Annotated in this window: 23 protein-coding genes; 4 read left to right on the top strand and 19 right to left on the bottom strand. The window is 60.5% G+C overall.

Translation table 11 applies throughout. The features are described 5' to 3' along the window. Positions 1–8 precede the first annotated feature (8 nt). Entirely contained in the window at positions 9–3047 is a 3039-nt protein-coding gene (locus tag AC0IXS_RS25680) for an efflux RND transporter permease subunit (RefSeq protein ID WP_471826299.1), read from the top strand. Here the strand turns inward: AC0IXS_RS25680 and AC0IXS_RS25675 are convergent. After that, positions 3044–3679 carry an HNH endonuclease family protein gene (locus tag AC0IXS_RS25675; RefSeq protein ID WP_449121387.1) on the bottom strand — a complete coding sequence of 212 codons (636 nt, stop codon included), beginning with the start codon at positions 3677–3679 and terminating at the stop codon, positions 3044–3046. The two genes, AC0IXS_RS25680 and AC0IXS_RS25675, sit on opposite strands and share 4 nt — an antisense overlap. A 9-nt stretch (positions 3680–3688) precedes the next feature. Continuing rightward, the gene (locus AC0IXS_RS25670; protein ID WP_449124012.1) at positions 3689–5047 is read right to left on the bottom strand and encodes an AAA family ATPase; all 1359 of its coding nucleotides are present in this window, start codon (positions 5045–5047) and stop codon (positions 3689–3691) included. 283 nt (positions 5048–5330) lie between these two features. Between AC0IXS_RS25670 and AC0IXS_RS25665 the strand changes: the two genes are divergently transcribed. Further along, a complete protein-coding gene (locus AC0IXS_RS25665) occupies positions 5331–6506 on the top strand; it encodes an MFS transporter (protein WP_449126107.1) in 1176 nt (391 codons plus the stop codon). Here the strand turns inward: AC0IXS_RS25665 and AC0IXS_RS25660 are convergent. Together AC0IXS_RS25660 and AC0IXS_RS25655 are read right to left on the bottom strand one after the other, a co-directional pair. After that, positions 6493–6765: a hypothetical protein gene (locus AC0IXS_RS25660; protein WP_122668977.1), complete on the bottom strand. Its 273-nt coding sequence runs from the start codon at positions 6763–6765 to the stop codon at positions 6493–6495. The two genes, AC0IXS_RS25665 and AC0IXS_RS25660, sit on opposite strands and share 14 nt — an antisense overlap. Next, on the bottom strand, positions 6755–6913 hold the full coding sequence (locus tag AC0IXS_RS25655; RefSeq protein WP_235806216.1) for a hypothetical protein: 159 nt from the start codon (positions 6911–6913) through the stop codon (positions 6755–6757). Before AC0IXS_RS25655 ends, AC0IXS_RS25660 begins: the two co-directional genes overlap by 11 nt. A 10-nt stretch (positions 6914–6923) precedes the next feature. Between AC0IXS_RS25655 and AC0IXS_RS25650 the strand changes: the two genes are divergently transcribed. Next, the gene (locus AC0IXS_RS25650; protein WP_371306714.1) at positions 6924–7589 is read left to right on the top strand and encodes a hypothetical protein; all 666 of its coding nucleotides are present in this window, start codon (positions 6924–6926) and stop codon (positions 7587–7589) included. A gap of 284 nt (positions 7590–7873) precedes the next feature. Here AC0IXS_RS25650 and AC0IXS_RS25645 read toward each other — a convergent pair whose 3' ends face one another. The 13 genes from AC0IXS_RS25645 to AC0IXS_RS25585 form a co-directional block, all read right to left on the bottom strand. After that, on the bottom strand, positions 7874–8593 hold the full coding sequence (locus AC0IXS_RS25645) for an alpha/beta hydrolase (protein WP_004885196.1): 720 nt from the start codon (positions 8591–8593) through the stop codon (positions 7874–7876). Between the two features lie 76 nt (positions 8594–8669). Then, positions 8670–11009: a type II secretion system secretin GspD gene (gene gspD / locus AC0IXS_RS25640; protein ID WP_122668979.1), complete on the bottom strand. Its 2340-nt coding sequence runs from the start codon at positions 11007–11009 to the stop codon at positions 8670–8672. After that, a complete protein-coding gene (locus AC0IXS_RS25635) occupies positions 11009–11539 on the bottom strand; it encodes a hypothetical protein (RefSeq protein WP_471826018.1) in 531 nt (176 codons plus the stop codon). The genes gspD and AC0IXS_RS25635 overlap by 1 nt, the downstream gene beginning before the upstream one ends. Further along, entirely contained in the window at positions 11536–12147 is a 612-nt protein-coding gene (gspM, locus tag AC0IXS_RS25630; protein ID WP_057411224.1) for a type II secretion system protein GspM, read from the bottom strand. The genes AC0IXS_RS25635 and gspM overlap by 4 nt, the downstream gene beginning before the upstream one ends. Further along, positions 12128–13228, bottom strand: coding sequence for a type II secretion system protein GspL (locus AC0IXS_RS25625; RefSeq protein ID WP_057411223.1), 1101 nt, complete (start codon positions 13226–13228; stop codon positions 12128–12130). The genes gspM and AC0IXS_RS25625 overlap by 20 nt, the downstream gene beginning before the upstream one ends. Beyond that, the gene (locus tag AC0IXS_RS25620; RefSeq protein ID WP_122668982.1) at positions 13225–13959 is read right to left on the bottom strand and encodes a type II secretion system protein GspK; all 735 of its coding nucleotides are present in this window, start codon (positions 13957–13959) and stop codon (positions 13225–13227) included. Before AC0IXS_RS25620 ends, AC0IXS_RS25625 begins: the two co-directional genes overlap by 4 nt. Beyond that, positions 13956–14588: a prepilin-type N-terminal cleavage/methylation domain-containing protein gene (locus tag AC0IXS_RS25615; RefSeq protein ID WP_004885190.1), complete on the bottom strand. Its 633-nt coding sequence runs from the start codon at positions 14586–14588 to the stop codon at positions 13956–13958. Before AC0IXS_RS25615 ends, AC0IXS_RS25620 begins: the two co-directional genes overlap by 4 nt. Then, the gene (locus AC0IXS_RS25610) at positions 14585–14956 is read right to left on the bottom strand and encodes a prepilin-type N-terminal cleavage/methylation domain-containing protein (protein WP_025994876.1); all 372 of its coding nucleotides are present in this window, start codon (positions 14954–14956) and stop codon (positions 14585–14587) included. The genes AC0IXS_RS25615 and AC0IXS_RS25610 overlap by 4 nt, the downstream gene beginning before the upstream one ends. Then, positions 14956–15390, bottom strand: coding sequence for a prepilin-type N-terminal cleavage/methylation domain-containing protein (locus AC0IXS_RS25605; protein WP_004885188.1), 435 nt, complete (start codon positions 15388–15390; stop codon positions 14956–14958). The genes AC0IXS_RS25610 and AC0IXS_RS25605 overlap by 1 nt, the downstream gene beginning before the upstream one ends. Positions 15391–15398: 8 nt before the next feature. Then, a complete protein-coding gene (gene gspG / locus AC0IXS_RS25600) occupies positions 15399–15830 on the bottom strand; it encodes a type II secretion system major pseudopilin GspG (protein ID WP_004885187.1) in 432 nt (143 codons plus the stop codon). A gap of 25 nt (positions 15831–15855) precedes the next feature. Beyond that, complete coding sequence (gene gspF, locus AC0IXS_RS25595; RefSeq protein ID WP_004885186.1) at positions 15856–17058, bottom strand: type II secretion system inner membrane protein GspF; 1203 nt, start codon at positions 17056–17058, stop codon at positions 15856–15858. Beyond that, positions 17055–18779 carry a type II secretion system ATPase GspE gene (gspE, locus tag AC0IXS_RS25590; protein ID WP_025994872.1) on the bottom strand — a complete coding sequence of 575 codons (1725 nt, stop codon included), beginning with the start codon at positions 18777–18779 and terminating at the stop codon, positions 17055–17057. Before gspE ends, gspF begins: the two co-directional genes overlap by 4 nt. Positions 18780–18873: 94 nt before the next feature. Further along, positions 18874–19101, bottom strand: coding sequence for a hypothetical protein (locus tag AC0IXS_RS25585; RefSeq protein ID WP_057411221.1), 228 nt, complete (start codon positions 19099–19101; stop codon positions 18874–18876). A gap of 483 nt (positions 19102–19584) precedes the next feature. Between AC0IXS_RS25585 and AC0IXS_RS25580 the strand changes: the two genes are divergently transcribed. Further along, positions 19585–22326, top strand: coding sequence for a beta-glucosidase (locus tag AC0IXS_RS25580; protein WP_025994870.1), 2742 nt, complete (start codon positions 19585–19587; stop codon positions 22324–22326). 41 nt (positions 22327–22367) lie between these two features. On the opposite strand, the gene AC0IXS_RS25575 is transcribed toward AC0IXS_RS25580, so the two are convergent. Beyond that, positions 22368–23012 carry a TetR/AcrR family transcriptional regulator gene (locus AC0IXS_RS25575; protein ID WP_004885182.1) on the bottom strand — a complete coding sequence of 215 codons (645 nt, stop codon included), beginning with the start codon at positions 23010–23012 and terminating at the stop codon, positions 22368–22370. Positions 23013–23091: 79 nt separating this feature from the next. Beyond that, a complete protein-coding gene (locus tag AC0IXS_RS25570) occupies positions 23092–24267 on the bottom strand; it encodes an MFS transporter (protein ID WP_057411220.1) in 1176 nt (391 codons plus the stop codon). Positions 24268–24271: the final 4 nt, after the last annotated feature.

The raw sequence follows: 24271 nt of genomic DNA, 5'->3' as shown, positions 1-24271 counted from the left end.
GTCGGTTTGTGAGGGAGCGCTTCAATCTGTCGGCCTGGGGCCTCAAACATCGCACGCTGGTCTGGTACATGATGTTCGTTTCGCTGCTGATGGGCAGTTGGTCGTTCCTGAATCTGGGTCGCGAGGAAGACCCGTCTTTCGCAATCAAGACCATGGTGATTCAGGCGCGCTGGCCTGGCGCGACCCTGAACGACACGCTGCAGCAGGTGACTGATCGCCTGGAGAAGAAGCTCGAGGAAATCGACGCACTCGACTACGTGAAAAGCTACACGCTGGCCGGTGAGTCCACCCTGTTTGTGTTTCTCAAGAGCGAAACCCGCAGCGCCGACATTCCCGAGGCCTGGTATCAGGTGCGCAAGAAGATCAGCGACGTTCGCGGCGAACTGCCCGCCGGTATTCAGGGTCCGGCCTTCAATGACGAGTTCGGTGATGTGTTCGGCAGCATCTATGCCTTCACGACCGATGGCCTGTCGTTTCGCCAGTTGCGCGATTACGTCGAGCAGGTACGGGCCGATATCCGCAGCGTACCCAATCTGGGCAAGATCGAACTGCTGGGTGCGCAGCGCGAAGTCATCTACCTGAATTTCTCCATTCGCAAACTGGCTGCGCTGGGGATCGACCAGCGTCAGGTGCTGCAAAGCCTGCAGGCCCAGAACTCGGTCACACCGGCGGGCGTCATGGAAGCAGGCCCCGAGCGCATTGCCGTCCGGGCCAGCGGCCAGTTCACCAGCGAGGAAGACCTTCTGGCGGTCAACCTGCGCTTCGGCGACCGCTTCTTCCGCCTCAGCGATCTGGCCACGGTCGAGCGGCGCTACGCCGACCCGCCTTCTTCCCTGTTCCGCTTCAACGGTCAGCCTGCCATCGGTCTGGCGGTGGCCATGAAACAGGGCGGCAACATTCAGGCGTTCGGCACTCAGTTGCAGCAACGCATCGAAGAACTGACCACCGAACTGCCGCTGGGCATTGATGTGCACTTGGTGTCGAGTCAGGCCGACGTGGTCGAAAAAGCCATCGGCGGCTTCACCCGTGCCCTGTTCGAAGCGATCCTGATCGTGCTGGTGGTCAGCTTCATCAGCCTGGGCGTCCGCGCCGGGCTGGTAGTCGCCTGCTCGATCCCGCTGGTGCTGGCGCTGGTCTTCGTCTTCATGGAATACAGCGGCATCACCATGCAGCGCATTTCCCTCGGCGCCCTGATCATTGCCCTGGGACTGCTGGTGGATGACGCGATGATCACAGTGGAGATGATGGTGACCCGCCTGGAGCACGGCGACAACCGGGAACAGGCCGCCACCTTCGCCTATACCTCGACCGCCTTTCCCATGCTGACCGGTACGCTGGTCACGGTTGCGGGTTTTGTACCGATCGGTCTAAACCATAGCTCGGCGGGCGAATACGTGTTCACCATGTTCGCCGTGATCGCGGTGGCGCTGCTGCTGTCGTGGCTGGTGGCGGTGCTGTTCGCGCCACTGATCGGCGTACACCTGCTCAAGGTCTCCGCCGTGCATGCGGCACCGGGACGCTGGATGCGGGGTTTCAGCCGGGCGCTGGTCAGGGCGCTGGAACACCGTTGGTGGGTGATCGGCATCACCACGCTGATCTTCATCGGCTCGCTGTTCGCCGGCAAGCTGCTGCAGAACCAGTTCTTCCCGGACTCGGACCGCCCGGAAATTCTGGTGGACTTCTACATGCCGCAGAACGGCTCGATCGAAGGCACTCGCCAGACCATGGACCGCTTCGAGTCCACCCTCAAAGACGACCCGGATGTGCTGCGCTGGAGTTCCTACGTCGGCAAGGGCGCCGTGCGTTTTTATTTGCCGCTGGACCAGCAACTGAGCAACCCGTTCTACGGCCAGATGGTCATCGTCAGCCATGGTGGCGAAGCCCGCGACCGGCTGATCGAGCGTCTGCGCCAGCGCTTTCGCGATGATTATGTGGGCGTCGGCGGTTACGTACAGCCGCTGAACATGGGGCCGCCCGTGGGCTGGCCGGTTCAATACCGGGTCAGCGGACCGGACATCGAACAGGTCCGCAGCCAGGCCATGGCGCTAGCCGCCCTGCTCGACACCAACCCCAACATCGGCCAGGTGATCTACGACTGGAACGAACCGGGCAAGGTGCTGAAAATCGACATCGCACAAGACAAGGTGCGTCAGTTCGGCCTGTCCTCCGAGGACGTCGCGCAGATTCTAAACAGCCTGGTCAGCGGCACGACCATCACCCAGCTGCGCGACAGCACTTACCTGATCGATCTGGTGGGACGCGCTGAAAGTGATGAGCGCAGCTCGATCCAGACCCTCGCCAGCCTGCAGATCCCGACGCCGAACGGCTCGACCGTACCGCTGCTGTCATTTGCCACCCTCAGTTATGAGCAGGAGCAACCGCTGGTCTGGCGCCGCGACCGCCTGCCCACCATCACCCTGAAAGCCAGCGTGCTCGGCAAGCTGCAACCGGCGGCATTGGTCAAACAGCTAAAACCTGACGTCGATGCGTTCAGCGCAGGTCTGCCCGTGCGCTATTCGGTGGCCACTGGCGGTGCAGTCGAGGCCAGCGCCCGTTCACAGGGACCGATTCTCAAGGTCGTGCCGCTGATGCTGCTGATGGTGGTGAGCTTTCTGATGATCCAGTTGCACAGCGTGAAAAGACTGCTGCTGGTGGTCAGTGTGGTGCCGCTGGGGCTGATCGGCGTTGTCGCTGCGCTGCTTATTTCCGGGTATCCGCTGGGTTTCGTGGCGATTCTCGGCGTGCTCGCACTGATCGGCATCATCATCCGCAACTCTGTGATTCTGGTGACCCAGATCGACGAATTCATGGCCGCCGGCGAAAGCCCCTGGGCATCCGTCATCAAGGCCACCGAACACCGTTGCCGCCCGATCCTGCTGACAGCAGCCGCCGCCAGCCTGGGCATGATCCCCATTGCTCGCGAAGTGTTCTGGGGACCGATGGCCATCGCCATGATCGGCGGCATCGCAGTTGCGACCTTGCTGACGCTGTTCTTTCTGCCTGCGCTTTATCTGGTTTGTTATGGGATCAGGCCGATGGGACGTTAGGCGCGACGAAGGAGTTGGTAACGACGTATCACGTTGGCAAGAACGGGAGAGAACGGCCGAAGCCGTTGTTGATCGTCCCTGCGTGACAAGTCGTCGAGCAATAATTGCAGCAGGTCGTCGTCCTCGAGTGCCAATTCGGCAGGGTCGATGCCACAAGAGAACATCAAACTGTCGATCATCGTTTTCCTTTCAGCCACAAGCCCCCGATTAGCCTGCCGCGTGTCTCCGAGGTTAAGCGCTCTTATAGACGTGATCGCACGATCACTGGTGCCTGTTACCAACCCGGAAAGCTCGAATTGCAATTCGGTTTCACACTCCGCCATCAAGGGCGTCAACGGCAAAGCCTGGTGAGCATGTGCGTTGCCGCATTGATTGGCTTGATTGCAGCTGGCAACCATATTCTGGAAATCAAGCGTGCGCCCTGGTGCCAAGCGCTGAGCTTCGACATGTTCGTTGTGAGCGCTGTTGCTGCCACCCCTGGCATCAATGACCCTGCGGCAACAATAGGCACACAGACCATATTGTTCAGTCACGCAGGCCTTTCGAATGGCATCCTTTATCGCTTCATGACCAACGAGATCTGCGTATCGCTTCCCTTTGTTCTTGAGCTTCCAATGCTCTAAAACCTCCAAAACTCCCTTTCAATCTTTCTCGCTGCGTAATTCCAGCTTGCGTATCAATAAAGACGACTTGGCCAATTCAATGTGGTCTGCGGGCAGTTGGCTGGCCAGAATTCCATATATCGTGCGAGCCTCATCAAGCTCGCCTCTTGACAGAAGAAACTGTATTTCGTCGAGACAGGCCTGTACTGCCTGGTTGCGAGTATCCGTATCCATCACGCCCGATAGCACCTGGTTGGCGTCCAGCCCATAAAGGTTGTCCTGCTCACGCAGTTCACCATCGTCCATCACGTACACCAGAACATCCTTGCTGTCGCTGATAACCAGCGGGGAATGCGTGGTCATCAGAAACTGGCAATTGGGAAAGGTCGTGGTGAACTGCTCTATCAGGCTGCGCTGCCATTTCGGGTGCAAATGCAGATCGACTTCATCGATCAGGACAACGCCGTTGCCGTGCAGAGGGTTTTCCAGCGACGGATTCATCATCGCGAGCCGCCGGGCGATATCACCTACCAACGCCATCATGGACTTCTCGCCCTGAGACAGTTGTGCAACATTCAAGGTCTTGCCATCTTTATCGATAGCCATGTGCAGACGCGGCTTTCGTTTGACACGCAGCTTGCTGAAGTCAGGCATGAAGGCCTCGACGGCAGAGCGGACAGCGGTCAACTGCCGGTCACGGGATGACGCGTGCTGCCTGGAAAGCTCCTTCCAGATATGGGTATCAGGAGCAAACTTGCGGGAGAGTTCGCTCAAAACTTCTTCGGACAGTCCCGCTTCGTTTTCACTGTCTTCACGCTCTCTGAACCATTCGAAAAAACGACGAAAATCGACCCCTCGGGCCAGTGCATTGTCGTAACCATCAAGCTGATCGAAGGTGTGGCTGGCGTGGATTTTGAGCGGGATCTCGATGACCGAGCGCTCTACTGGATAAAAGGCAACAAGAGGGAGTGAAGCAGCGTCTTCCGCCGTCAGTTCCGAGCGATAGGCGTCGGCCAGCATATTCAGCTCGCTGAGCATCGTTGCGGAGGACGCATTGCGTCCTTTTCGAGTAGCGGTAATTTCCCAATTAAAAATCGAGCCGCCTATGATCGAATCCAGCGTCGATTCGTCGCTCACTTTCAAATGGATCGCAGACGTGGCAGTACCATTCTGTACCGCCCCCTCATCGATCCGGGCGCCGTTGCCCTTCGGACTCTTGATCCGGGCTACCAGCCAGCTCAACGAAGTAGCCACAGACTTGAGCAGCGTGGTCTTACCCGCGCCGTTGTTACCCACTAACACTGTCACTTTCGACGAATGCCGTTCGGTAGGTGCCAAAGCAACTTCCAGATCGCTGAAACGACCTACATTGATAAGCCTGAAGCTTTTGATTTCCATGAAAGTCCCTGAGGGGATTGATCCAGAGCGTGGTGACGGAGCGCATTATGGCATTACTGGCGTGAACATGAGGGCTGTCTGACCCGCTGATTCAATTCCATCATCACTCACAGAAATATCTTGTATCACCTCGGCGTACCTACTTAATTGCGGCCAAAACCATTAGCCTGCTCAGCATTCCATCCTGAACGGCCCGCGCACGGTAAAGCGTGCGTGAAGCCCGATTGCACGAGCGAGACCCGTGATGCCCCATTCCGCCCAAACATCCCGCAGCAGCGTCACCATGACCCGTGGTCTGGTGATGCTTTTTGCGTTCTGCTGCGGCGCTATCGTCGCCAATATCTACTACGCCCAGCCGATCATCGAACTGATCGCGCCGGACATTGGCCTGTCCAGCACGGCGGCGAGTCTGATCGTGTCGCTGACGCAGATTGGTTATGCGCTGGGTCTGTTCTTTCTGGTGCCGTTGGGTGACTTGCTGGAAAACCGCAAGCTGATGCTGCTGACCACAGCAGTTGCGACGCTGAGTCTGCTGGGCGCGGCCTTTGCCGAGCAGCCGAATCTGTTTCTGCTGGTCTCGCTACTGGTGGGCTTCAGTTCGGTGTCGGTGCAGATGCTGATCCCACTGGCGGCGCATCTGGCCCCTGAGGAATCGCGGGGCCGCGTGGTCGGCGGGATCATGGGCGGTCTGCTGCTGGGTATTCTGCTGGCAAGGCCCATCTCGAGTCTGGTCGCCGATCACTTCGGCTGGCGGGCGGTGTTCGGCTCGGCGGCTGTGGTGATGATCGGCATCAGCGTCGTCCTCGCGACCACCATGCCCAAACGCGTCCCTGACCATCGTGCCACGTATGGCCAGTTGCTGTTTTCGCTGTGGACCCTGTTGCGCACCCAGCCGGTGCTGCGCCAGCGCGCGTTCTATCAGGCCTGCATGTTCGCGACGTTCAGCCTGTTCTGGACGGCCGTGCCGCTTGAGCTGTCGCGCAATCACGGCCTGTCGCAAACCCAGATCGCCATTTTCGCGCTGATCGGTGCCATCGGCGCCATTGCCGCGCCCATCAGTGGCCGACTGGCTGACGCGGGTCACACCCGGATCGTTTCGCTGGGCGCTTTGCTGCTCGGCGCGCTCAGCTTCCTGCCGGGGTTGATTCACCCGGTATACAGCGTTATCGGACTGGCAGTGACCGGCGTGGTGCTCGATTACTGCGTGCAGACCAGCATGGTGCTGGGCCAGCGCACCGTCTACGCACTGGACGCCGCCAGTCGCAGCCGACTCAACGCTTTGTACATGACCAGCATCTTTCTCGGCGGCGCAGTCGGTTCGGCAGTAGCCAGCCCGCTGTTCGATCATGGCGGATGGACCTGGGTGATGATCGTTGGCACAGCGCTGCCACTGATTGCATTACTGGCATTCCTGAAAGATTCATCCGGCCCGCGAGCCGCACGGGTCAGTCAGGGCTGAGTTCAGCAGAGTTTTTTCGCGGACAGAACAGTCTGTCCGCGTCCTTTCCAGTCATGCACTTCTGCCTGAAGCGCTCTATCTTGCTGATTGCGCGAAGCAACGCTGCACTTTGCACGAGAATTACCGGATAATCGCGCCGCGACGGCATGGTCCGATCGCCCTTCTGTTTCTTTCCCGCATCAAAAGTTCGCACTTCCAGCAGCGCGATTGAACACGGACTGTACAAGCGCCTCATGACCAGGCCCTTTTTATCTGCCATGCAGTTGATCTGTCATCGGCACGCATTTCTCGACATTCGAACAAGGCAAAACAGCAATGGACGCAGCACCACCCGTACCCGCTCCCTCACCCGCCGCGCGCAAGATTTCAGCGATTTTTGCCAGGATATCCTTAGGTATCGGCAGCATGATCGGTGTCCTGTGGAGCATCTTTACCTACCTCTTCCCAGACCCGAGCGTGCTGGGCCTGAACGTCGACTCGATCAACTGGCAGACCCTGATCACCGTCGTCGCCAGCATGACGCTGTGCGGCGGACTGGGCATCGCGATCATGGCCAGAAAACTGCCCGGTTTCCTGAAGCTGGGCGTCTGGCTGTTGCTGGCGCTGATCCTTTGCGGGGTGTTCTTCAAGCTGGGCGGCGAGTACGCCAAGCCCTCGGTAGAGTTTGCCCGCAGTCAGAAACTGTTCGTTGAAAACGACAACGCCAATGTGTTCGGCAAGCGTGCCGAGACCGTCGATAACCTGACACTGGAACTGCTGGAGTGTGATCAAAACGGTCAGGCGCCGACCTGTACGCTGGAGTTGCTGAACAAGAGTCCGGACCGTGACTTTCGCTTCCTGAACCCGGTCAGCCTGTTCGACGAAACGGGCGGCGCGCTGAACATGATCCAGATGCGTGTCGGTGATACAAAATTCGATCGCTGGGATTCATTCCAGCTGATTCGTAACGTTCCGACCCGCGTAACGCTGACCTTCGAGGCAGCCAAGGGCCGACTCAAACTGTCTCCCGCGCTCAAGCTCACGTTCCGTGACCGCGAGAGCAAGGAAAACGTGCTCAAGTTCAAGGATGTGAAGGTCAACTGATCATTGGGTACTGGTTGCATCCCCTGCAGCGCGTCAGGGAGGTTGCTGTCGGTGCCCGGCAGATCGCCGGCAAGCCGCCTCTTATCAAACTACCTGTAACTTACTGAAGAAACGCGATTTTGTGGGAGCGGACCGGGCGGCGTTCCGTTTGTCCGCGAATACTGTATTTCAGGCGATGAATATTCGTCGGATGTACTGGCCTTTTCGCGGACAAGTCCGCTCCCACTGAGTTTGCTGCGCGACAGCGCTACGTCGAAGAGCTGGCGAACCGGAGGGGCGGCCTGTCAGCGGGCCGACCTTTCCAGCCACTCGGCGAGGTTGGCAACTTCGGCGCCACTCAGGCTGTGCCCTACCCCTTTATAGCCATGGAACTCCGGCTTCAGCCCGAGCGCTTTCAAGGCAGAATCCGCATCAGGACCACTCGCGTAGGACACTTGAGGATCTTCCTCGCCGTGACCGATGAAGACCTTCAGACGCTTGAGTGCGTCACTGGGTTTGACTTCCGATTTCACCACCGGCAACAAGCGCCCGCTCAACGCCGCAAAGCCGCCCACCAGCGCGGGCTGACGCAGAGCAACTTCGTAACTCATCATCGCGCCCTGACTGAAACCGATCAGAAAGACCTTGTCCGGTTGAGTCTTGTACGTGGCTGTCGCCTGGCGAATGAATGCCGTGAGGCGCTCGGTACTGCTTTTAAGCTCTTCGGTCACGCCGTCGTACTCGGCAGAGCCGGGCTTGCGGGTAAACCATTTGTAGCTGTCGGATTGCAGCTCGACCGGGGCTTGAACCGACAGGTAATTGTAATCGGCAGGCAGGCGATCCTTGAGGCTGAACAGGTCGGCCGCATTACTGCCGTAGCCGTGGATGAAAATCACCAGCGGTTTGTCAGGTGTATCGGTGGTGGCCTGGGCCAGGTAATCCAGCGGCAGATCCGTGTGTAGCGTGTCTTGCGCCTGAACCAGTCCAGAACAGACAAACAGCAAAGCGGCGAAAAATTTCAGCATCAGTCAATGACCTCTGGTTGCACGCTGCCCGCAGGCAGCGTCTTCGGTGGACGATGAAACAGAAACTAACACAGCCTCAATTCTGCAGGCTGCCTCGCGAGGCTTCAGGCTTGAGCAATTGCATCTGCTGGCGGTAGTCATCGGTAACCTGACGCGCCTGGCTGCTGCTGGTGATCACACGTGGAGTGATCAGCACGATCAGCTCGGTGCGGTCCCTGGATTTGAGGCTGTTGCCGAACAGCCATTTCAGACCCGGAATACGACCCAGAAACGGCACACGGTTAGTCGTCTCGGCATTGTCCTGTTTGATCAAGCCGCCCAGCAGCACGGTCTGGCCACTTTGCGCCGCCACCTGCGTCGCCACCGAGCGCGTGGAGATGCGTGGGTTGCCGTTCAGGTCGGTGGTGCCTGTGTCGGCATCGCTGACCTGCTGTTGGATATCCATATAAACCAGACCACCCGGATTGATACGCGGCACCACATCAAGGATGACACCGGTCTGCACGTACTCGACGCTGCTCAAGGTGGTAGCGGACGCATTGGTGTTGACCGTGGTCTGGCTGATCGGAATGTTATCGCCGACCTGGATCTGCGCCTGCTGGTTGTTCATCACCACCAGCGAGGGTGCCGACAGCACCTGAGTGCGGCCGTTGCTTTCCAGGGCACGCAAGGCAACCTGCAGGTTGTTGCTGACGAACGAATAGAAGAATGAGTCGCTGGCTGCCAACGCTGCGCCGCCTGCACCCAGCGCGCTTTGACTGCCTGCGGTGTTGGTGACGTTGCCCGGAGTCCCGGCGTTCCCGGCCAGACGGCCCAGGTACCATTGCACGCCCATGTCCAGCTCGCCGGTCAGTTTGACTTCGAGAATCCGTGTCTCGATCTGCACCTGCAGCGGCGGGTTGTCGAGGCGCTTGATCGCCGACTCGATTTCCTTCCATTGCGCAGGACGCGTGCGAACCAGCAACTGGTTGCTGCTCTTCTGCGCGGTGATGCGGGTGCTGGCGTCCAGGGATTTGCTATTACCAGCCGAACCGCCCCCCTCTTCACCGGCCGCATCGGATTCTGCGCCATCCTGCTCTTCACCGGATTCGCCGTTGGTACCGTTCTGACTGTTCATGCCCTGGCTGTTGCCGAAACCACCTCCACTGTTGCTCATGCCGTTCATGCCGTTGCCCATGCCACCGCCGCTGCTGATGCCGCCGCTGCCCATGCCATTGGAACTGCCCATGCCATTGCTGCCGGTGCCGTTGAGCGACGACAGACTGGTCGTGCGCAGGCCGGGAGCGACCTTGGCGGCCGAATCTTCCTTGATCGCGCCGGTGCCGTAGATCTGCCGCAGGTATTTGGCCAGATCGGTGGCCTTCATGTTGCGCACGTCATAGACGTACATCTGCGGCTCGTTGCCTCCGCCTTCGTCTATCGTGTGAATCCACTCGCCGACTTCGCGCAGGTACTCAGGCTGAGAGGAGATCGCAACCACCGAGTTGGTCCGCTCGATGGGCAGAAAACGCACCATGCCTGCCAGCGGCATGCCGCTGTCGGGGCCGAACATTTTCTGCAGCTCGGGCATCAGCTCGCCGACCGAGGCTCGCTGCAGGCCGAACACGCCCACCGACATGCCCTTTAGCCAGTCCACGTCGAAGGTATCGATGGTGTCCTGATAGTTGGCCAGCTCTTCCGGTGTGCCCGCCATGCTCAACACATTGCGCGCCGGATCAACCAGCAGGAAGGCATTTTCCCGGGCAAACGGCTTGAGCAGTTTCTGCATTTCGTTGGCGGAGATGTAGCGCAGCGGGAACAGCCGCGCCGACATGCCGGCCGACGGCTGAGCGACGCGCATCTCCGGCACCAGCTTGCCTGCAACGGCCTGGTTGGACGGCAGGATCACGTAGCGGTTGCCCTGCTTGATCATGGCGTTGTCGGTCCAGGACAGCAGGGTTTCGAGAATCGACAACGCCTGCTGCTTGTTGACCGGCTTGGACGTCGAGAAGCTCACCTCGCCCTTCACACCCTGGGCGATGCTGTAGTTCTCGTGCAGCAGGTCACCCATGATGCTGTTGATCACCGCCTGAATCGGCTGGTTGGTGAAGTTGAAGACGATGTCGCCCGTCTCCCCGGCTTTCGCTGCGGGAGCCGCGGCAGGCTGGCGAATGAACCGCTGGTTGCCCTGAATGATCTGGCGTTGCGGCGAGGCCGTTGGCGACTGAGGCTGTGCCTGCACCGGCAACTGTTCGCTGCGCGGATCCACTGGCGGACGTTGTGAACCGGTTCCCTGGAGCGCTTCCTGCAGCATGCCATTGTCGGGGTCGAGGGTGTCCTGCCGGGACGCGCAGCCGCCAAGGGCGACAGCGGTGGCGAGACAAAGCAAGGGGGTGCGCAAGGTAGCGATGGCGGAAACTCCAGAAAAGGTACCCATCACAGGGTGGAATCGTTGGTAAGGGAAATCGGGGGTGTCGTCGACGGCGGCGGCAGACGCGGTGCAGGAAGGCGCAAGGTCTGCGTGCGGCCGTCGAGGCTGAAGGTGGCCTGCATCGGATCGAGCTGTTCCAGGGTCCAGCCGTTGCCCAGCTTGTCACCCTGCTTCATTTTGAGTGCCGGACCGCTGGCCTGCTTGAGCAGCGCCACGCGCAACGTACCGTCGAGAACGACACCGGTCAGCGTCAGGCCGGAAAGGCTGGCGACCTGCACATCGCTCTTGCCCACAGCCTTGTCAGGACTGCGGTCGGTGCTGAACAGCGGGGTTTCCCAGGTATTGGCCAAACTGTCCAGCGTCGCAGTGGGCGCGGTGTGAGTCTGTGCCGCACGGTCAACCGGGTTGCGCGGTGCCTGCTCGGGCAGCCAGCCCGGCGAATGCGCGGCGCCACTGATAATCAGGGCCGCCAGCGCGGACAGCAAGGCGGTGATGCCGAGCAGAGCCAACTCCAGAGGGCGCAATGAACGGATCATTGTTCGGCCTCCCCGGCAGAAGCCGGCTGCAGATAGCCGCGTACCAGCAGGTGCACCACCAGCTTGCCCGCACCGCCAGTGGCGGGTGCATCGGTGTCACGACGCAGGCTCATTTCATCGACGAACAGGAACGGACGCTGGTATTCCAGTGCATGCAGAATGGCCGTCAGAGGCTCGATGGCGCACTCCAGTGTCAGGCTGACCTTCACCTGCCGATAAGGCTCGGAGCTGTCCTGCTCCGGTGTGATCGGCATGCGCTGGGTCAACGCGCAACCACCCCCGGTATCGGCCTGATCGCTGATCAGGTCGGCGACACGCTGCATCAGGTCAGCGGCGACTGCGCTAGGATCATCGCCCGGCAGCAGACTGGTGCTGCTGGCCGGGTCACTGCGGGCCTGTTCCAGTTGCTCGCGCAAGCTGTCACCCTGTTTCAGCAACCCGGCATAGCGTTGCTGCTGTTCGCGCAGTTGTTCGGTCTGTTCGCTGATGTCACGCAGAGGGCCGGCGAACCAGCTGTCGATCAGCAACCAGTAGGCCAGATAAAGGACCAGCGCCAGAATGATCAGCGCCGCACCCCGCCGCTCACGGCTATTGAGTGGACGACGCATCGGCGCTCTCCTGCGAATCTGATTGATCGGACTGCTCGGACTGATCCTGCGGCGGGCTCTGGTGCAGGTGCGCACGCAACGAGTACTGGTCTTTGCCGGTCTTGCTGTCCGGCTGGATCACACCCTGAAACTGGGCGTTGTCCAGGCTGCGGCAATCCTTGACGCGGGCGATCAGCGCGCTGGCCTTGGCGCTCTGACCGGCAAAGGCCACCTCGGCGCTGTCGCTGATTTCCAGATGGTCGATCCAGGTGTCGGACGGCAGGCAGGCAGTCAGTTCGCTGAGCAGCGCCGACAGGGGCGGTTGGGCAGCCTTGCGGCGCAGCAGGTAATTGGCTGCGCCGCGGGTGTTGGTCAGTTGCTGACGCAACTGCTGCACTTCGCTGACCTGGGCTTTCTGCGCCTTGACCTCGGCCTGCATCTCTTCCAGCAATTGCTGACGGTCGTTGAGCCACAGCAGCATGGTGCCCAGCAAAAGCCCGGCGCAGATCCACAGCAGCCAGCGTTGCAGGCGATGGCCTGAATGCGATTGCTGCGGACGCAGCGGTGCTGGCAACAGGTCAACACCCAGGCGTTTATCCGGCGTGCCGACATCCACAGTGTCGGGACGCAGGCCGAGCGCGGCGCATTCTTCCAGAATGGCATCCAGGCGCTTGCGCAGCACGGCCACCAGCCGGACCTGAATGAAGCCTGCATTGCGACTTTCCTGACGGGCAACAAAATACAACTGCCCGGCATCGAAGGGCGTAAAGCGGTCCAGCTCGTAGCCGACCACTGTCGACAGATTGCGCGCCGCTGCGACCGGCAGTTGCAGGCTCTGCACCAGCACCAGAGACGAGGGCAACAACAGGATCTTCTGTGCATTGGCGCCGGTTGCGGCAACCGGTTCAACCAGCGGCCAGACATACACCTGTTCGACGGTTTCGCGAACCAGCCATCGACGGACACGCGGCGGCAGGCAGGCGCGCAGTTCTGCGCTCCACCATTGCCAGGCCTGTTGCCCCAGACTGCCACGCCATTGCTGGACGACCCGGTCGCGTAGCGCGATCACCGGTGCCAGACGTGCTGAAACGGATGCATTCATTCTTGCCAACGCAATACCCGATAGGGCTGTGCGCCTCCCTCCGATGGGCTCAATAACACAATGGTCTGTAACAGGGCGACTACGCCGCCCGGTCGTTCTGCGCGGCTGTCGATGGCCAGTACCTCACCGGCATCGGCTCCCACCGCGCTCTGGTTCGGCAAGTTCAGCGCCCGGCGCAGCAGCGCCGAGGCAAAAGCGGGATCGGGCCGGTCCAGCCCACTCCATAACGTCACTTCCGGCAACAGCCGGGTGTACAGCGCCTGAGTCATGCCCGGCAACTGTCGTATTTCTTCAACCACACGCAGTGGTGCCTGACCGTCATCCCGTTGCGCCTCTACCGTCTGGGCGATACTGCTGGCCAGATTGCGATTCGCACCGCAGGCCTGCAGCAAGCGGGCGATGTCAGCCGCTGGCGCGCTGTTGAGATCCAGCTTGCCACGCTCGCTGCGAATGCTGACCAGCAACTGCGTGTCGTCCATGCGCAACGCCACTGGCCGTCCATCGGCCACCCAGCGTTTGCGCTGTGCAGGGTCCAGCAAACCCTGCACCGCCATGTTCAAACCGCCTTCCGCTGCCAGCAGCGCGTGAGTGTTCTGGCGCAACCAGAGCGCCTGACGGCTTTCCAGTTGCACCCACCCGGCCAGTCCGCCCAGCAGCAGGCTCAACACCGCCAGAACCCACAGCACCACCAGTAACGCCACGCCCTTCTGGCGCGTGTGAAAATCCTTCACTGGCCGCCCGCCCCACCCGAAAGGTCCAGACGCAGGGCGACCACTTCGCTGACCCAGGGAATCGAGCCCTTGACCTGCGCATCGATGCGCACTGCACCCGGCAGGCGCGTCGGCCATGGCCATTCGTTCAGCCATCCCGTGGGTTTGCCTTTCGGCGTCAGGCCACGGTAACTGAAATTCAACGACTGCACGTTGTGTAATAACACCTGCGGCTCACCCCAGGGCTCAAGCGTGATGCCATTGGCCGAGGTTTTGATTCGGGAGAACGCCACCTGCAGATCACGATCACCCTCAGGCCCTTTCAGCCCGAGGGTATGCAACTGGATCCCTCCGCCCAACTCGCCCGGCAGCGTGGCCACGAACCTGAGATCCTGAGCCGTGCCCTCGAAAAAACCGCTCTTGGCGTCATCTTCAGCGGAGGTGTCCAGCGGCAGTGCCTGGCTGATGGACGAGCGCAGAAACGCCTGTGCCGCGCGCATTTCATCCAGTCCCACGGTATAGCGCTCAGCCTTGAGCACCGCGCGATTGGCACCCAGCAAGGCACCGGCCACCAACACCAGCAACACACCCAGAAGACTGATCACCAGCAGGACTTCCAGCAGGGTGAAACCTCGCTGAGCGCCCTTCAAGACCCGGCACCGGTGACGGCGCCGCGCAGCCGTAGCGTACTGAACTGCACACGCCGCTGATGCTCCAGCAGCGTCAGGTCCAGACGAAACAGCCTGGTCTGGTCGTTACCGCCCGAGACCTGACGGATTTCCAGATTCCAGTCGATACCCGCCACCCGCCCCTTGCGCGTTCCGTTTTCAAGCGGACCGCCGCTTTCCTGATCGAACACCGTACGCGCCGCGTGACTCAGACGATCGCTGTGCGACACCTGCTGCAGGGAGCGTGCGCTCTGCCCGAAAGCCACCAGCAGCACGCCACTGCACACCGCCATCACGGTCAGCGCGGCAAGCATCTCCAGCAGAGTGAACCCGGACTGCGACGCTTTCATTAAAGGGGACGCACCTGGACGCTGCCGGTGAGCCAGCCGATGTCGATGCGCCAGCGACGATCGCCGTCAGCGACCATCAGGTTGCCGCCGCTGGAACCGCCATCCGGGTAAAACTCCACCGCCGACCCGAGATCGGACGCCGTCTGCATCGTCACCTGCAAATGCGCGGGCCAGTGCTGTTCACGCTTTCCCGGCGCCTTGAAGGTCAGGTGACGCAGGTCGAATTCGGTGCGTGCCGGTTGACCGGTCACAATGGCCCGGACCCGCGTGGCCCGCAACGCCTCGACCATGTCACCGACCGCACGACGCTCACTGGCAGTGCTCAACCCCTGTTGCAGACCGAAACCCACGAGGCCGACAGCGATGCTCATCAACACGAGCACCACCAGCATTTCCATCAGGGTAAAGCCACGGCTTGCAACAGGCGATTTCATACCGGCATTTACTCCCAGTTGCCCAGGTCGGCGCTGTAACCTTCGCCGCCGGGCTGGCCGTCCTGTCCGTAGAAGATCAGGTCAAAGCTGCCATGCTGACCGGGGAAGCGATAGCCGAATGCGTGACCGAACGGGTCTTTCAGGTCCGAAGGCTTGGCGTACGGACCATTCCAGCCTGCGGCATTGCCCGGCTTGTCGGTCAACTGCTGCAAGGTCTTGGGCGGAGAACCGACGTCCAGCGCATAGCTTTCGATCTTCATGCCCAGGCTCGCCAGCTGCGCCTTGCCTGCGCCGTATTTGCCCTTGTCGACGTTGCCGCCTACCTGGCGCACAACGATGGTCGCCACGATGCCCAGCAGCACGATGACCGCGAGCATTTCCAGCAAGGTGAAGCCGCTTTGTCGGCGTGCAGGGGTAAAGCGTGTACGGCTAAGGTTCATCGGGATGGTTTCCTCGTTCATGAATTCAGATATTGCTGGTCAGGCTCATCAGCGGCAGCATGATTGCCAGCATGATCACAGCTACCATGCCTGCCATGACAACCGTGAGCGCCGGGACCAGTGCGGCGAGCATGCGGTCGATCCCGCGCTTGGCTTCGACGTCGAACACATCGGCCACTTTGAGCAGCATGCTGTCCAGTTCGCCGGCCTGTTCGCCGACTTCGATCATTTGCAGGGCCAGATCAGGCAGCAACGGTTGCGCACCAAAGGCAGCAGCCAGCGTGCCGCCTCCTTTTACCGACTCGGCGGCCTGCTCCACCTGCGCCTGCAGTGCGCGGTTGGTGCAGACCTGACGGGCAATCACCAGCGCCTGCAACAGAGCGACGCCGTTGCTCAACAACGTGCCCAGGGTACGGGTCAGTCGTGCAGCCTCGATACGTTGCAGCAGCGGGCCGATGACCCGGATGCCCAGCACCCGGCGATCATGACGCTCGCGGCGCTGCGGATCACGCATGCTAATCACCAGCCCCCAGATCAACACGATCAGACCGGCGAACACCGCCAGCCCGTAACTGCCGAGAAATTGTCCGAGGTTCAGGATCACTTCGGTGATCAACGGGATGGGCACCCCGAGATCCTTGAAAATAGGCACGAACTGCGGCACCACGTACGCCAGCAGCAAGGCCAGCGAACCGAGCACGCCGACCACCAGAAACGCCGGGTAGATCAGTGCGTTGATCACTTCGCCGCGCAGCAACTGACTGCGCTCCAGATAATCGCTCAACTGACGCAGGGTGCTTTCCAGCGCGCCACCGGCCTCGCCTGCGCGAACCATGCTTATATAAAGCGGCGAGAACTGGCTGCCCTCTTCTTCCAGCGCCACGGACAACGGCTTGCCGGCCTTGACCTGTTCGCGAATGCGCTCGATCAACGCACGAGTCTGGGGCTGGCCGGGCTGTTTGAGCAAAATGCCAAGCGAGCGTTCCAGCGGTTGCCCTGCGCCGAGCAAGGTCGCCAGTTGCTGGGTGAAGCTGACCAGCGCTGCACCGTTGAGCATACCGCTCCCCAGTGCACGACGCAGACCGCCGAGACCTGCACTGTCGACCTGCAAGACCATCAGGCCGCGCTTTTGCAGGGCAGCGACTGCAGCATTCTGATCCCTGGCTTCCAGGGTGCCGTTCTGCGGCGCGCCCTGCGCATCCAGCGCGCGGTACTTGAACAGACTCATGAGCCTTCACCCCGTGTGACGCGCAGCACTTCTTCCAGCGAGGTGACCCCGGCCACCGCCTGACGCAGGCCTTCTTCATGCAGCGTGCGCAAACCACCGCGACGGGCCGCCTCTTCCAGCGTGGACGCATCGGCATGGCGCATGAGCAGGCTGCGCAACTCTTCATTCATGACCAGCAGTTCGGTGATTGCACTACGGCCGCGATAGCCGCCGCCCGGCGCATCGGATCGCGGCCGGTAAAGGCGGATCGGGCGTTCGTCGGTGAACCGTTCGAGGCCATGCTCGGCAATCAGCTCAGGCGGTGCTTCGAAGGCTTCGCGGGTTTCCGGGTCAAGGCGACGGACCAGCCGCTGCGCCAGAATGCCGTTGACGGTCGAAGCAATCAGGTAGCTTTCGACACCCATGTCCAGCAGACGGGTGATACTCGCCGCCGCACTGTTGGTGTGCAGGGTGGAAAGCACCAGGTGACCGGTCAGCGACGACTGAATGGCGATGCGGCAGGTTTCAAGGTCGCGCATCTCACCGATCATGATCACGTCCGGGTCCTGACGCACGATGGAGCGCAGCGCTCCGGCAAAGTCCAGACCGATGGCCGGTTTGACCTGAATCTGATTGATGCCTTCAAGCTGGTATTCCACCGGATCTTCAACGGTGATGATCTTGCGCTCGGAGGTATTGAGCCGTGACAGCGCGGTGTAGAGCGTGGTGGTCTTGCCGGAGCCGGTGGGACCGGTAACCAGCAGAATGCCGTGGGGCCGTTCGAGCACATCGAGAAAGTGATCGAGGCGCTCGCCGTCGAAGCCCAGGCTGGGGAAATCGAAATCGATGGTCTGACGATCCAGCAGACGCATGACGACGGATTCGCCAAAACTGGTCGGCACGGTCGAGACCCGCAGGTCCAGTTCCTTGCCTTGAATACGCAGCATGATCCGCCCGTCCTGCGGCAGACGGCGCTCGGCGATGTCGAGCCGAGCCATGATCTTCACCCGGGAAATCACTGCTGCCGAAGAACTTGACGGCGGCGCTTCGGCCTCATGAAGCACGCCATCGATGCGGTAACGCACCTTGAGCTGGCTTTCGAACGGTTCGATATGAATGTCAGACGCACGCTGCTCGACAGCGCGTTGCAGAATCAGGTTGACCAGGCGAATGACCGGCGCTTCGGACGCCAGGTCCTTGAGGTGCTCGATGTCTTCCAGCGAGCCGCCTTCGTCGTCGAGGTTCTCAATCAGCGTGCCCATCGCCGAGCGGCCCTGGCCGTAATAACGTTCGATCAAGGTTTCCACTTCGTTGCGTGGACCGACTGCCACCTGTACCGGCACTTCACAGGCATAGGCAATTGCTTCAAACGGATACAGCACGCTGGGGTTGGCGCTCAGCACCTGTACCCCGTCCTCGCCCCAGCCGACCGGCACCACCTGATACTGGCGCATGAATCGTTCAGTCAGCGGTGGCAGCGGATCCAGCATCGGCGGCAGCGCTTCGGCCATTAATAAAGGCGCGTTCAACAGTGCGGCCCAGGCCCGTGCAAGCTCGAACTCGGACACCAGTCCAAGGCGTGTCAGCAATCCCAGCAGCTCAGTACCTTCGGACTCCTGCTGCAAACGCTGGGCGCGCTCCAGGTCCTGGGGCTTGAGACCGGCATTTTCCGTCAGCCAGGCACACACCTGCCCTGCATCGGGGATCAGTATTCGGGTGGCATCGACGGGAATTGGCTGCATGGGCAAGAACATCTACTGCTCGGAGGGACAGGTTCACGACCCTCACCCGCCTTGAAAAGGCACCGCGAGAGCCGTGGTCAGAAGCATCAAACGGTCAGTTTGACTGTTTCTGAGGCGTTGCGTTCTGTGGACGACCACCTTTTGTGGTTTGAGTCTTCTGCTGCTGCGCCTTTTGCGCCGCTTTTGCATCGGTGGTCTGGGTCATCACGGTCGAATCACTGGCACCCGACGCTGCATCGGCATCAGTCGCTTCGGCTGCGAAAACAGCACCACTCAATGCCAGACCCGCAATCACACCTGCTGCCATGTTGGACAACTTCATAACAATTACTCCACTGGATAAAACAATAAGCCCTCCAACAGGAAGGGCCAGTAACGATAAAGATCGGAAAGAACACCAAAGCGCCACCACTGGAAACATAGCGGAGACATGAGGGCACCTGAAAAATCTTAAACCCATCGACCAGTAGGTTTAAGAAGAGTTCCTGAAGTGTAAGAAAAAAACCACAAAATCAAGAAAAATACGCTTTTGTTTGACATTAACGCCTGAATTTCGACTTAATTGTAACGCTTTGCAAATTCAAAGTGCCATCAATGATAGCGCAGTGATGGCATTTTTAGCAATATAAAACATAATAACTAAAACGTGAAACTTGATTGAAAAAGTCCACGAATCGCACGCTGTAATAACAGCGAAAGTCGCGATTACGGGTCACTGTTGCCTAAAGAAAAGAACACAGCCAGACGCTGAATAGTGCGGCTGCCTGTGGGAAAACTTTTAATTGAAATGTCGTTGGAGAGCTGTATGAATAAGCGAAAGATGATGGGTGCGCATTCCGCACTGGCCTTGCTGGCACTGGCAGTGTCGCAGGTGCATGCTGCTGACGCTTCGACGCTGCAGGCACGGGAAGCCCGTGCTGAAAAAGCGGCACAGAAGACGCTGGACAAGATGACCCAGGAAGAAAAGCTGGCCTATATCGGCGGTACGGGCGGCTGGGATGTGAAACCCCTCTCCAATTATGGCGTGCCGCAGATTCACGGTGCCGACGGCGGCGTTGGCGTGCGTTACACCAGCGAAGGCAACGCGCAGGGCGTGGTTTATCCGTCCGGCCCTAACCTTGCAGCCACCTGGAACCCGCGTCGCGCCATCGACCTGGGCCGTGCGCTGGGCTATGACACCGCCGTCGGCGGCTATCAGTTCGTCACCGGCCCTGGCGTCAACCTGTACCGCATGCCCTACGGCGGCCGTGCATTCGAATACCTGTCGGGTGAAGATCCGTTCCTCGGCGCCAGCCTGGCGCCAGGCGTGATCAACGGTATCCAGTCCCGTGGTGTCTGGGCCAACGCCAAGCACTACGCGGCCAACGACCAGGAAAGCAACCGCTTCAACCTCGACCAGATCATGAGCGAGCGCGTACTGCGCGAAATGTCGCTGCCTGCGTTCGAATCGGCGTCGAAGAACGGCAACGTCGCGATGATGATGTGCGCGTTCCAGAAAGTGAACGGCGAATTCGCCTGCGAAAACGATCACCTGATCAGCCAGATCCTGAAGAAGGAATGGGGCTACAAGGGCTTCGTACAGAGCGACTACAACGCCGTGGTTCATGGTCTGGACGCCGCTCAGGCGGGCACCGACCTGGACATGATGGGCTTCCAGATGAACAGCAATGTTCTCAAGCCTTACCTGGACAGCGGTGAGCTGAGCGCTGCGACCATCGACGACAAGGTCCGTCGCATCCTCAAGCAGATCTATCTGTACAAGTTCGACAGCAAGACCCCGTCGACCCTGCACAACATGAACAGCGCCACCAGCAACAAGGTCGCCCTGAACGCTGCCCGTGAAGGCATCGTGCTGCTTAAGAACCAGAACAACCTGCTGCCGCTGGACAAGCAGAAAGCCAAGCGCATCGCCGTGGTCGGCAACCTGGCCAAGTACGCGCCACCGACCGGTTTCGGCAGCGCCAATGTCATGGCCAGCCATTACATCAGCGAGCTGAGCGGTCTGCAGCAGATGGCGCCAAACGCCAAGGTTGAATTCATCGACGGCCTGTCGCTGGACCCGACCACCACCACCTGGAGCAGCACTGACCAGGCGGGCAAAGACATCCAGGGCATGAAAGCCGAGTACTTCAGCAACGCCAACTGGTCAGGCGATGCTGCCGTGACCCGTACCGAGCAGCATGTCGACCTGGACTGGGCCAACGACAAGGACCTGCCTTTCGAAAGCAACCTGTCCGGCTCCGACCCGTACACCAGCAAAGGCTCGACCGCAGGCTCGCTCAACGGCGATACCTCTTCGACCTCGATCCGCTACACCGGCAAGATCACCCCGACCGAAAGCGGCGAGCAGGTCTTCAAGGTCCGTGCTGACGGCGCCGTGCGCCTGTGGGTCAACGGCAAGCTGATCATCGACAATGGTGACGGCAAGCCACTGCCGGGCAACAGCATTCCGCCAACCATCCCGGAATTCGCCAAGATCAGCCTGCAGGCGGGTCAGTCCTACGACGTGAAGCTTGAATACTCGCGCCGTGCCGGCTATCTGTCGACCATGGGCGGCCTGGTGGGCGTGCAGATGAGCTGGGCGTCGCTGAACGCGCCTCAGGATCTGTCGGCCTACGACGCAGTCGTGGTGGCAGTGGGTAACAGCAGCGAATACGAAGGTGAAGGTTTCGACCACAGCTTCGATCTGCCTGAGTACCAGAGCCAGCTGATCCAGAGCATCGCCAAGGTCAACCCGAACACCGTGGTGACCATGTTCGGCGGTACCGGTCTGAAGATGAGCGACTGGATCGAACAGGTTCCGGTAGCGCTGCACGCGTTCTACCCGGGTCAGAACGGCGGCCAGGCACTGGCTGAAATTCTGTTCGGCAAGGTCAACCCGTCGGGCAAGCTGCCGATCAGTATCGAACGCAATATCGAAGACAACCCGATTTTCGAGACCTTCCCGAAATTCGACAACCAGAACTCGCTGGCCGAAATGAGCTACAAGGATGACCTGATGCTGGGTTATCGCGGCTACGAGAAGAAAGGCATCAAGCCGCTGTATCCGTTCGGCTATGGCCTGTCGTACACCACCTTCGGCTACAGCAACATCAGCGTGACGCCTGGCGTTGCGGTGGGCAACACGCCGATCAAGGTGTCGTTCGACCTGACCAACACCGGCAAGGTGGGCGGTTCGGAAGTGGCGCAGCTGTATGTCGGTCAGCAGAACCCGAAAGTCGAGCGTCCGATCAAGGAACTCAAAGGCTACAAGAAGGTGTTCCTCAAGCCGGGTGAAAGCAAGCGCGTGACCATCGAGCTCAACGATCGCTCGCTGGCCTACTTCGACACCAAGACCAACCAGTGGGTGGTCGATGCCGACACCTTCAACCTGTCGCTGGGTGCTTCGTCGCAGGACATTCGCCTGAATGCCAAACTGACCAACTCGTTCCGCCAGGAACTCTCGACCACCACCAGCAACCCGCTGCCACGTTCGGCGCTGAACTCGGTGAACGTCGAGAAGCCACCGGTGAAAACCGGCGGCGTGTTCGATCAGACTGTCGAGTAAGCGTTACGCAGTGACTGAGTGAATCAGGGACAGAACAAGGCTCAAGGACGAGCCCTTACTGCTGCATCGACCTGCGCAATGTAGGCATCGAACGTCTCGACCAGATCCACCCGCTCGGGAAAGCGCAGCCACTGAATCTGCAACCCGTCCATCATCGACAGGATCTGCTGGATCAGCATGTCCAGATCCACATCCGCCCTCACCTCTCCACGCTCCACCAACACCGTGAACTGCGCCAGCAGGTGCGCGTGTATGCGCGCGTAACGGGTCTGAAACCACTCATAAGCGGGCTGGTTGTCCAGCAGACTTTCGGCATTGAGAATCGAGAACGCCCGCACCACGCCAGGTGCAGTCGAGTTGGATTGATTGATCGCACGCAGACCGCCCAGCAGGCCGGTCAGGCTATCGTCCGTACGCACTTGCGCGGCAATGCGCCCGTTGACCTCGTCACGCCGCTCCAGCACGCCCATCAGCAGGGAAATCTTGCTCGGAAAGTGATGCAGCAATCCGGCAACCGAAATGCCGACGATGGCCGCCACCTTGGCCACCGACGCACCGGTGTAGCCCTCCAGCGAGAACACCTGCAAGGCGGCATCGAGCAGTTCTTCGCGTCTTTTTTCTCCCTTCGGCGCACGTCGTTGCCGAGGTGCCGTGGCAACCGTTTCCCTGGGGTCATGCTGGGTCATATCAGGTTCCTTCTTGAACAGCCGCGTACCCTAACCATTCAGGCAAAAGCTGGCAACGGTATTGCCCATGAAGGGTATTTCACACTGGCACGGAAAGCCCGGACCGGCAGTGCCGTTGCAGAATCAACGCCGTCAGCAGCGCGACCCCGCTGATGCCGAGTGACAGCCATAACAGGCCGCGATCACCGGTCGCCTCCTGAACCCGGGCATAGACCCAGGGCGCCGCCGCAGAGAGAAGAAAACCGGGGACCAGCAGGCGTCCCTGCAAGCGTGCATAGTGATGATGTGCAAATAGCTCGAACGGCAGACTGGCCCGTAACAACGTGCCCAGCCCGTTCATGGCGCCATAGCCGAAGACAAACAGACAGGCCAGCACCGCCAGCCCCTGGCTGTGCAAGGCCATGACGAAACACAGCGCCATACCGGCCGCGACCCAGACGTTCAGGCGCAAGGCCGACAGGTTCTGCCCCACGACCCGGCTCATCAGCCGCGCGCAGGTCTGGCCGATGCCCCATAACGCCACCCAGGCCACCGGCACACCGAGACCTGCCAGCAAGGCCGGCAAATGGGCGGACAGCCCGGCTGACAGGAAACCGATCAACATCATGCACAGCGCGTAACCCGTCTGGCGCAGCCAGCTCGCCGTCGCTTCCTCATCGGACAGGTCATTGGCCGGTGTGGCAACCGGAGCCGCTGCATCGGGCAGTCCGCTCATCAGCAGACCGCCCAACAGCGCGAAACATCCGTACACCGCCACCGCGCTGCGCCAGCCGAGCGTCTCCAGCAACACATTGCCCAGCGGCCAGAACACGGCTGACGACAGACCGCCCAGCAAGGTGATCTGCACCACCAACGGACGTGACCGCGCACCGATCAACCCGGCCAGCGCGGCAAACAATGCGTCGTAAAGCGACAGACGCATGCCGACGCCCAGCACGGCCCAGCCGAGAAACCAGACAGGAACGGTTTCGCACAGGGCCAGCACGCAGCACCCCGAAGCTGCCAGCACGCTGCCCAGTTGCAGCACCTGACGAGCCCCGAGACGCAGGATCAGCCACGAGACTGCGGGCGATACAAAACCCATGACCAGCAACGCCACCGACAGGCCGGAAAACACCCGCTGTCCGCTCCAGCCCAGATCTGCAGCAATGGCATTACCGAACGCACCCGGCAGATAAAACGTGGTGCCCCAGATGATCAATTGCGCCAGTCCCAGCCTGAAAACGGCGAACCGGGACAGGTCGGGACTGTGCATGTCA

It is taken from the genome of Pseudomonas sp. AC016, assembly GCF_979253365.1.
This window is presented reverse-complemented; position numbering and strand designations above follow the sequence as displayed.

What these genes read in the sequence shown, in the direction of transcription:
- AC0IXS_RS25670 (WP_449124012.1), bottom strand. Translation starts at nt 5,047, where the DNA reads ATGGAAATCAAAAGCTTCAGGCTTATCAATGTAGGTCGTTTCAGCGAT.
- AC0IXS_RS25665 (WP_449126107.1), top strand. Translation starts at nt 5,331, where the DNA reads ATGACCCGTGGTCTGGTGATGCTTTTTGCGTTCTGCTGCGGCGCTATC.
- AC0IXS_RS25660 (WP_122668977.1), bottom strand. Translation starts at nt 6,765, where the DNA reads ATGGCAGATAAAAAGGGCCTGGTCATGAGGCGCTTGTACAGTCCGTGT.
- AC0IXS_RS25655 (WP_235806216.1), bottom strand. Translation starts at nt 6,913, where the DNA reads ATGCTGCCGATACCTAAGGATATCCTGGCAAAAATCGCTGAAATCTTG.
- AC0IXS_RS25645 (WP_004885196.1), bottom strand. Translation starts at nt 8,593, where the DNA reads ATGCTGAAATTTTTCGCCGCTTTGCTGTTTGTCTGTTCTGGACTGGTT.
- gspD (WP_122668979.1), bottom strand. Translation starts at nt 11,009, where the DNA reads ATGGGTACCTTTTCTGGAGTTTCCGCCATCGCTACCTTGCGCACCCCC.
- AC0IXS_RS25635 (WP_471826018.1), bottom strand. Translation starts at nt 11,539, where the DNA reads ATGATCCGTTCATTGCGCCCTCTGGAGTTGGCTCTGCTCGGCATCACC.
- gspM (WP_057411224.1), bottom strand. Translation starts at nt 12,147, where the DNA reads ATGCGTCGTCCACTCAATAGCCGTGAGCGGCGGGGTGCGGCGCTGATC.
- AC0IXS_RS25625 (WP_057411223.1), bottom strand. Translation starts at nt 13,228, where the DNA reads ATGAATGCATCCGTTTCAGCACGTCTGGCACCGGTGATCGCGCTACGC.
- AC0IXS_RS25610 (WP_025994876.1), bottom strand. Translation starts at nt 14,956, where the DNA reads ATGAAAGCGTCGCAGTCCGGGTTCACTCTGCTGGAGATGCTTGCCGCG.
- AC0IXS_RS25605 (WP_004885188.1), bottom strand. Translation starts at nt 15,390, where the DNA reads ATGAAATCGCCTGTTGCAAGCCGTGGCTTTACCCTGATGGAAATGCTG.
- gspG (WP_004885187.1), bottom strand. Translation starts at nt 15,830, where the DNA reads ATGAACCTTAGCCGTACACGCTTTACCCCTGCACGCCGACAAAGCGGC.
- gspF (WP_004885186.1), bottom strand. Translation starts at nt 17,058, where the DNA reads ATGAGTCTGTTCAAGTACCGCGCGCTGGATGCGCAGGGCGCGCCGCAG.
- gspE (WP_025994872.1), bottom strand. Translation starts at nt 18,779, where the DNA reads ATGCAGCCAATTCCCGTCGATGCCACCCGAATACTGATCCCCGATGCA.
- AC0IXS_RS25585 (WP_057411221.1), bottom strand. Translation starts at nt 19,101, where the DNA reads ATGAAGTTGTCCAACATGGCAGCAGGTGTGATTGCGGGTCTGGCATTG.
- AC0IXS_RS25580 (WP_025994870.1), top strand. Translation starts at nt 19,585, where the DNA reads ATGAATAAGCGAAAGATGATGGGTGCGCATTCCGCACTGGCCTTGCTG.
- AC0IXS_RS25575 (WP_004885182.1), bottom strand. Translation starts at nt 23,012, where the DNA reads ATGACCCAGCATGACCCCAGGGAAACGGTTGCCACGGCACCTCGGCAA.
- AC0IXS_RS25570 (WP_057411220.1), bottom strand. Translation starts at nt 24,267, where the DNA reads ATGCACAGTCCCGACCTGTCCCGGTTCGCCGTTTTCAGGCTGGGACTG.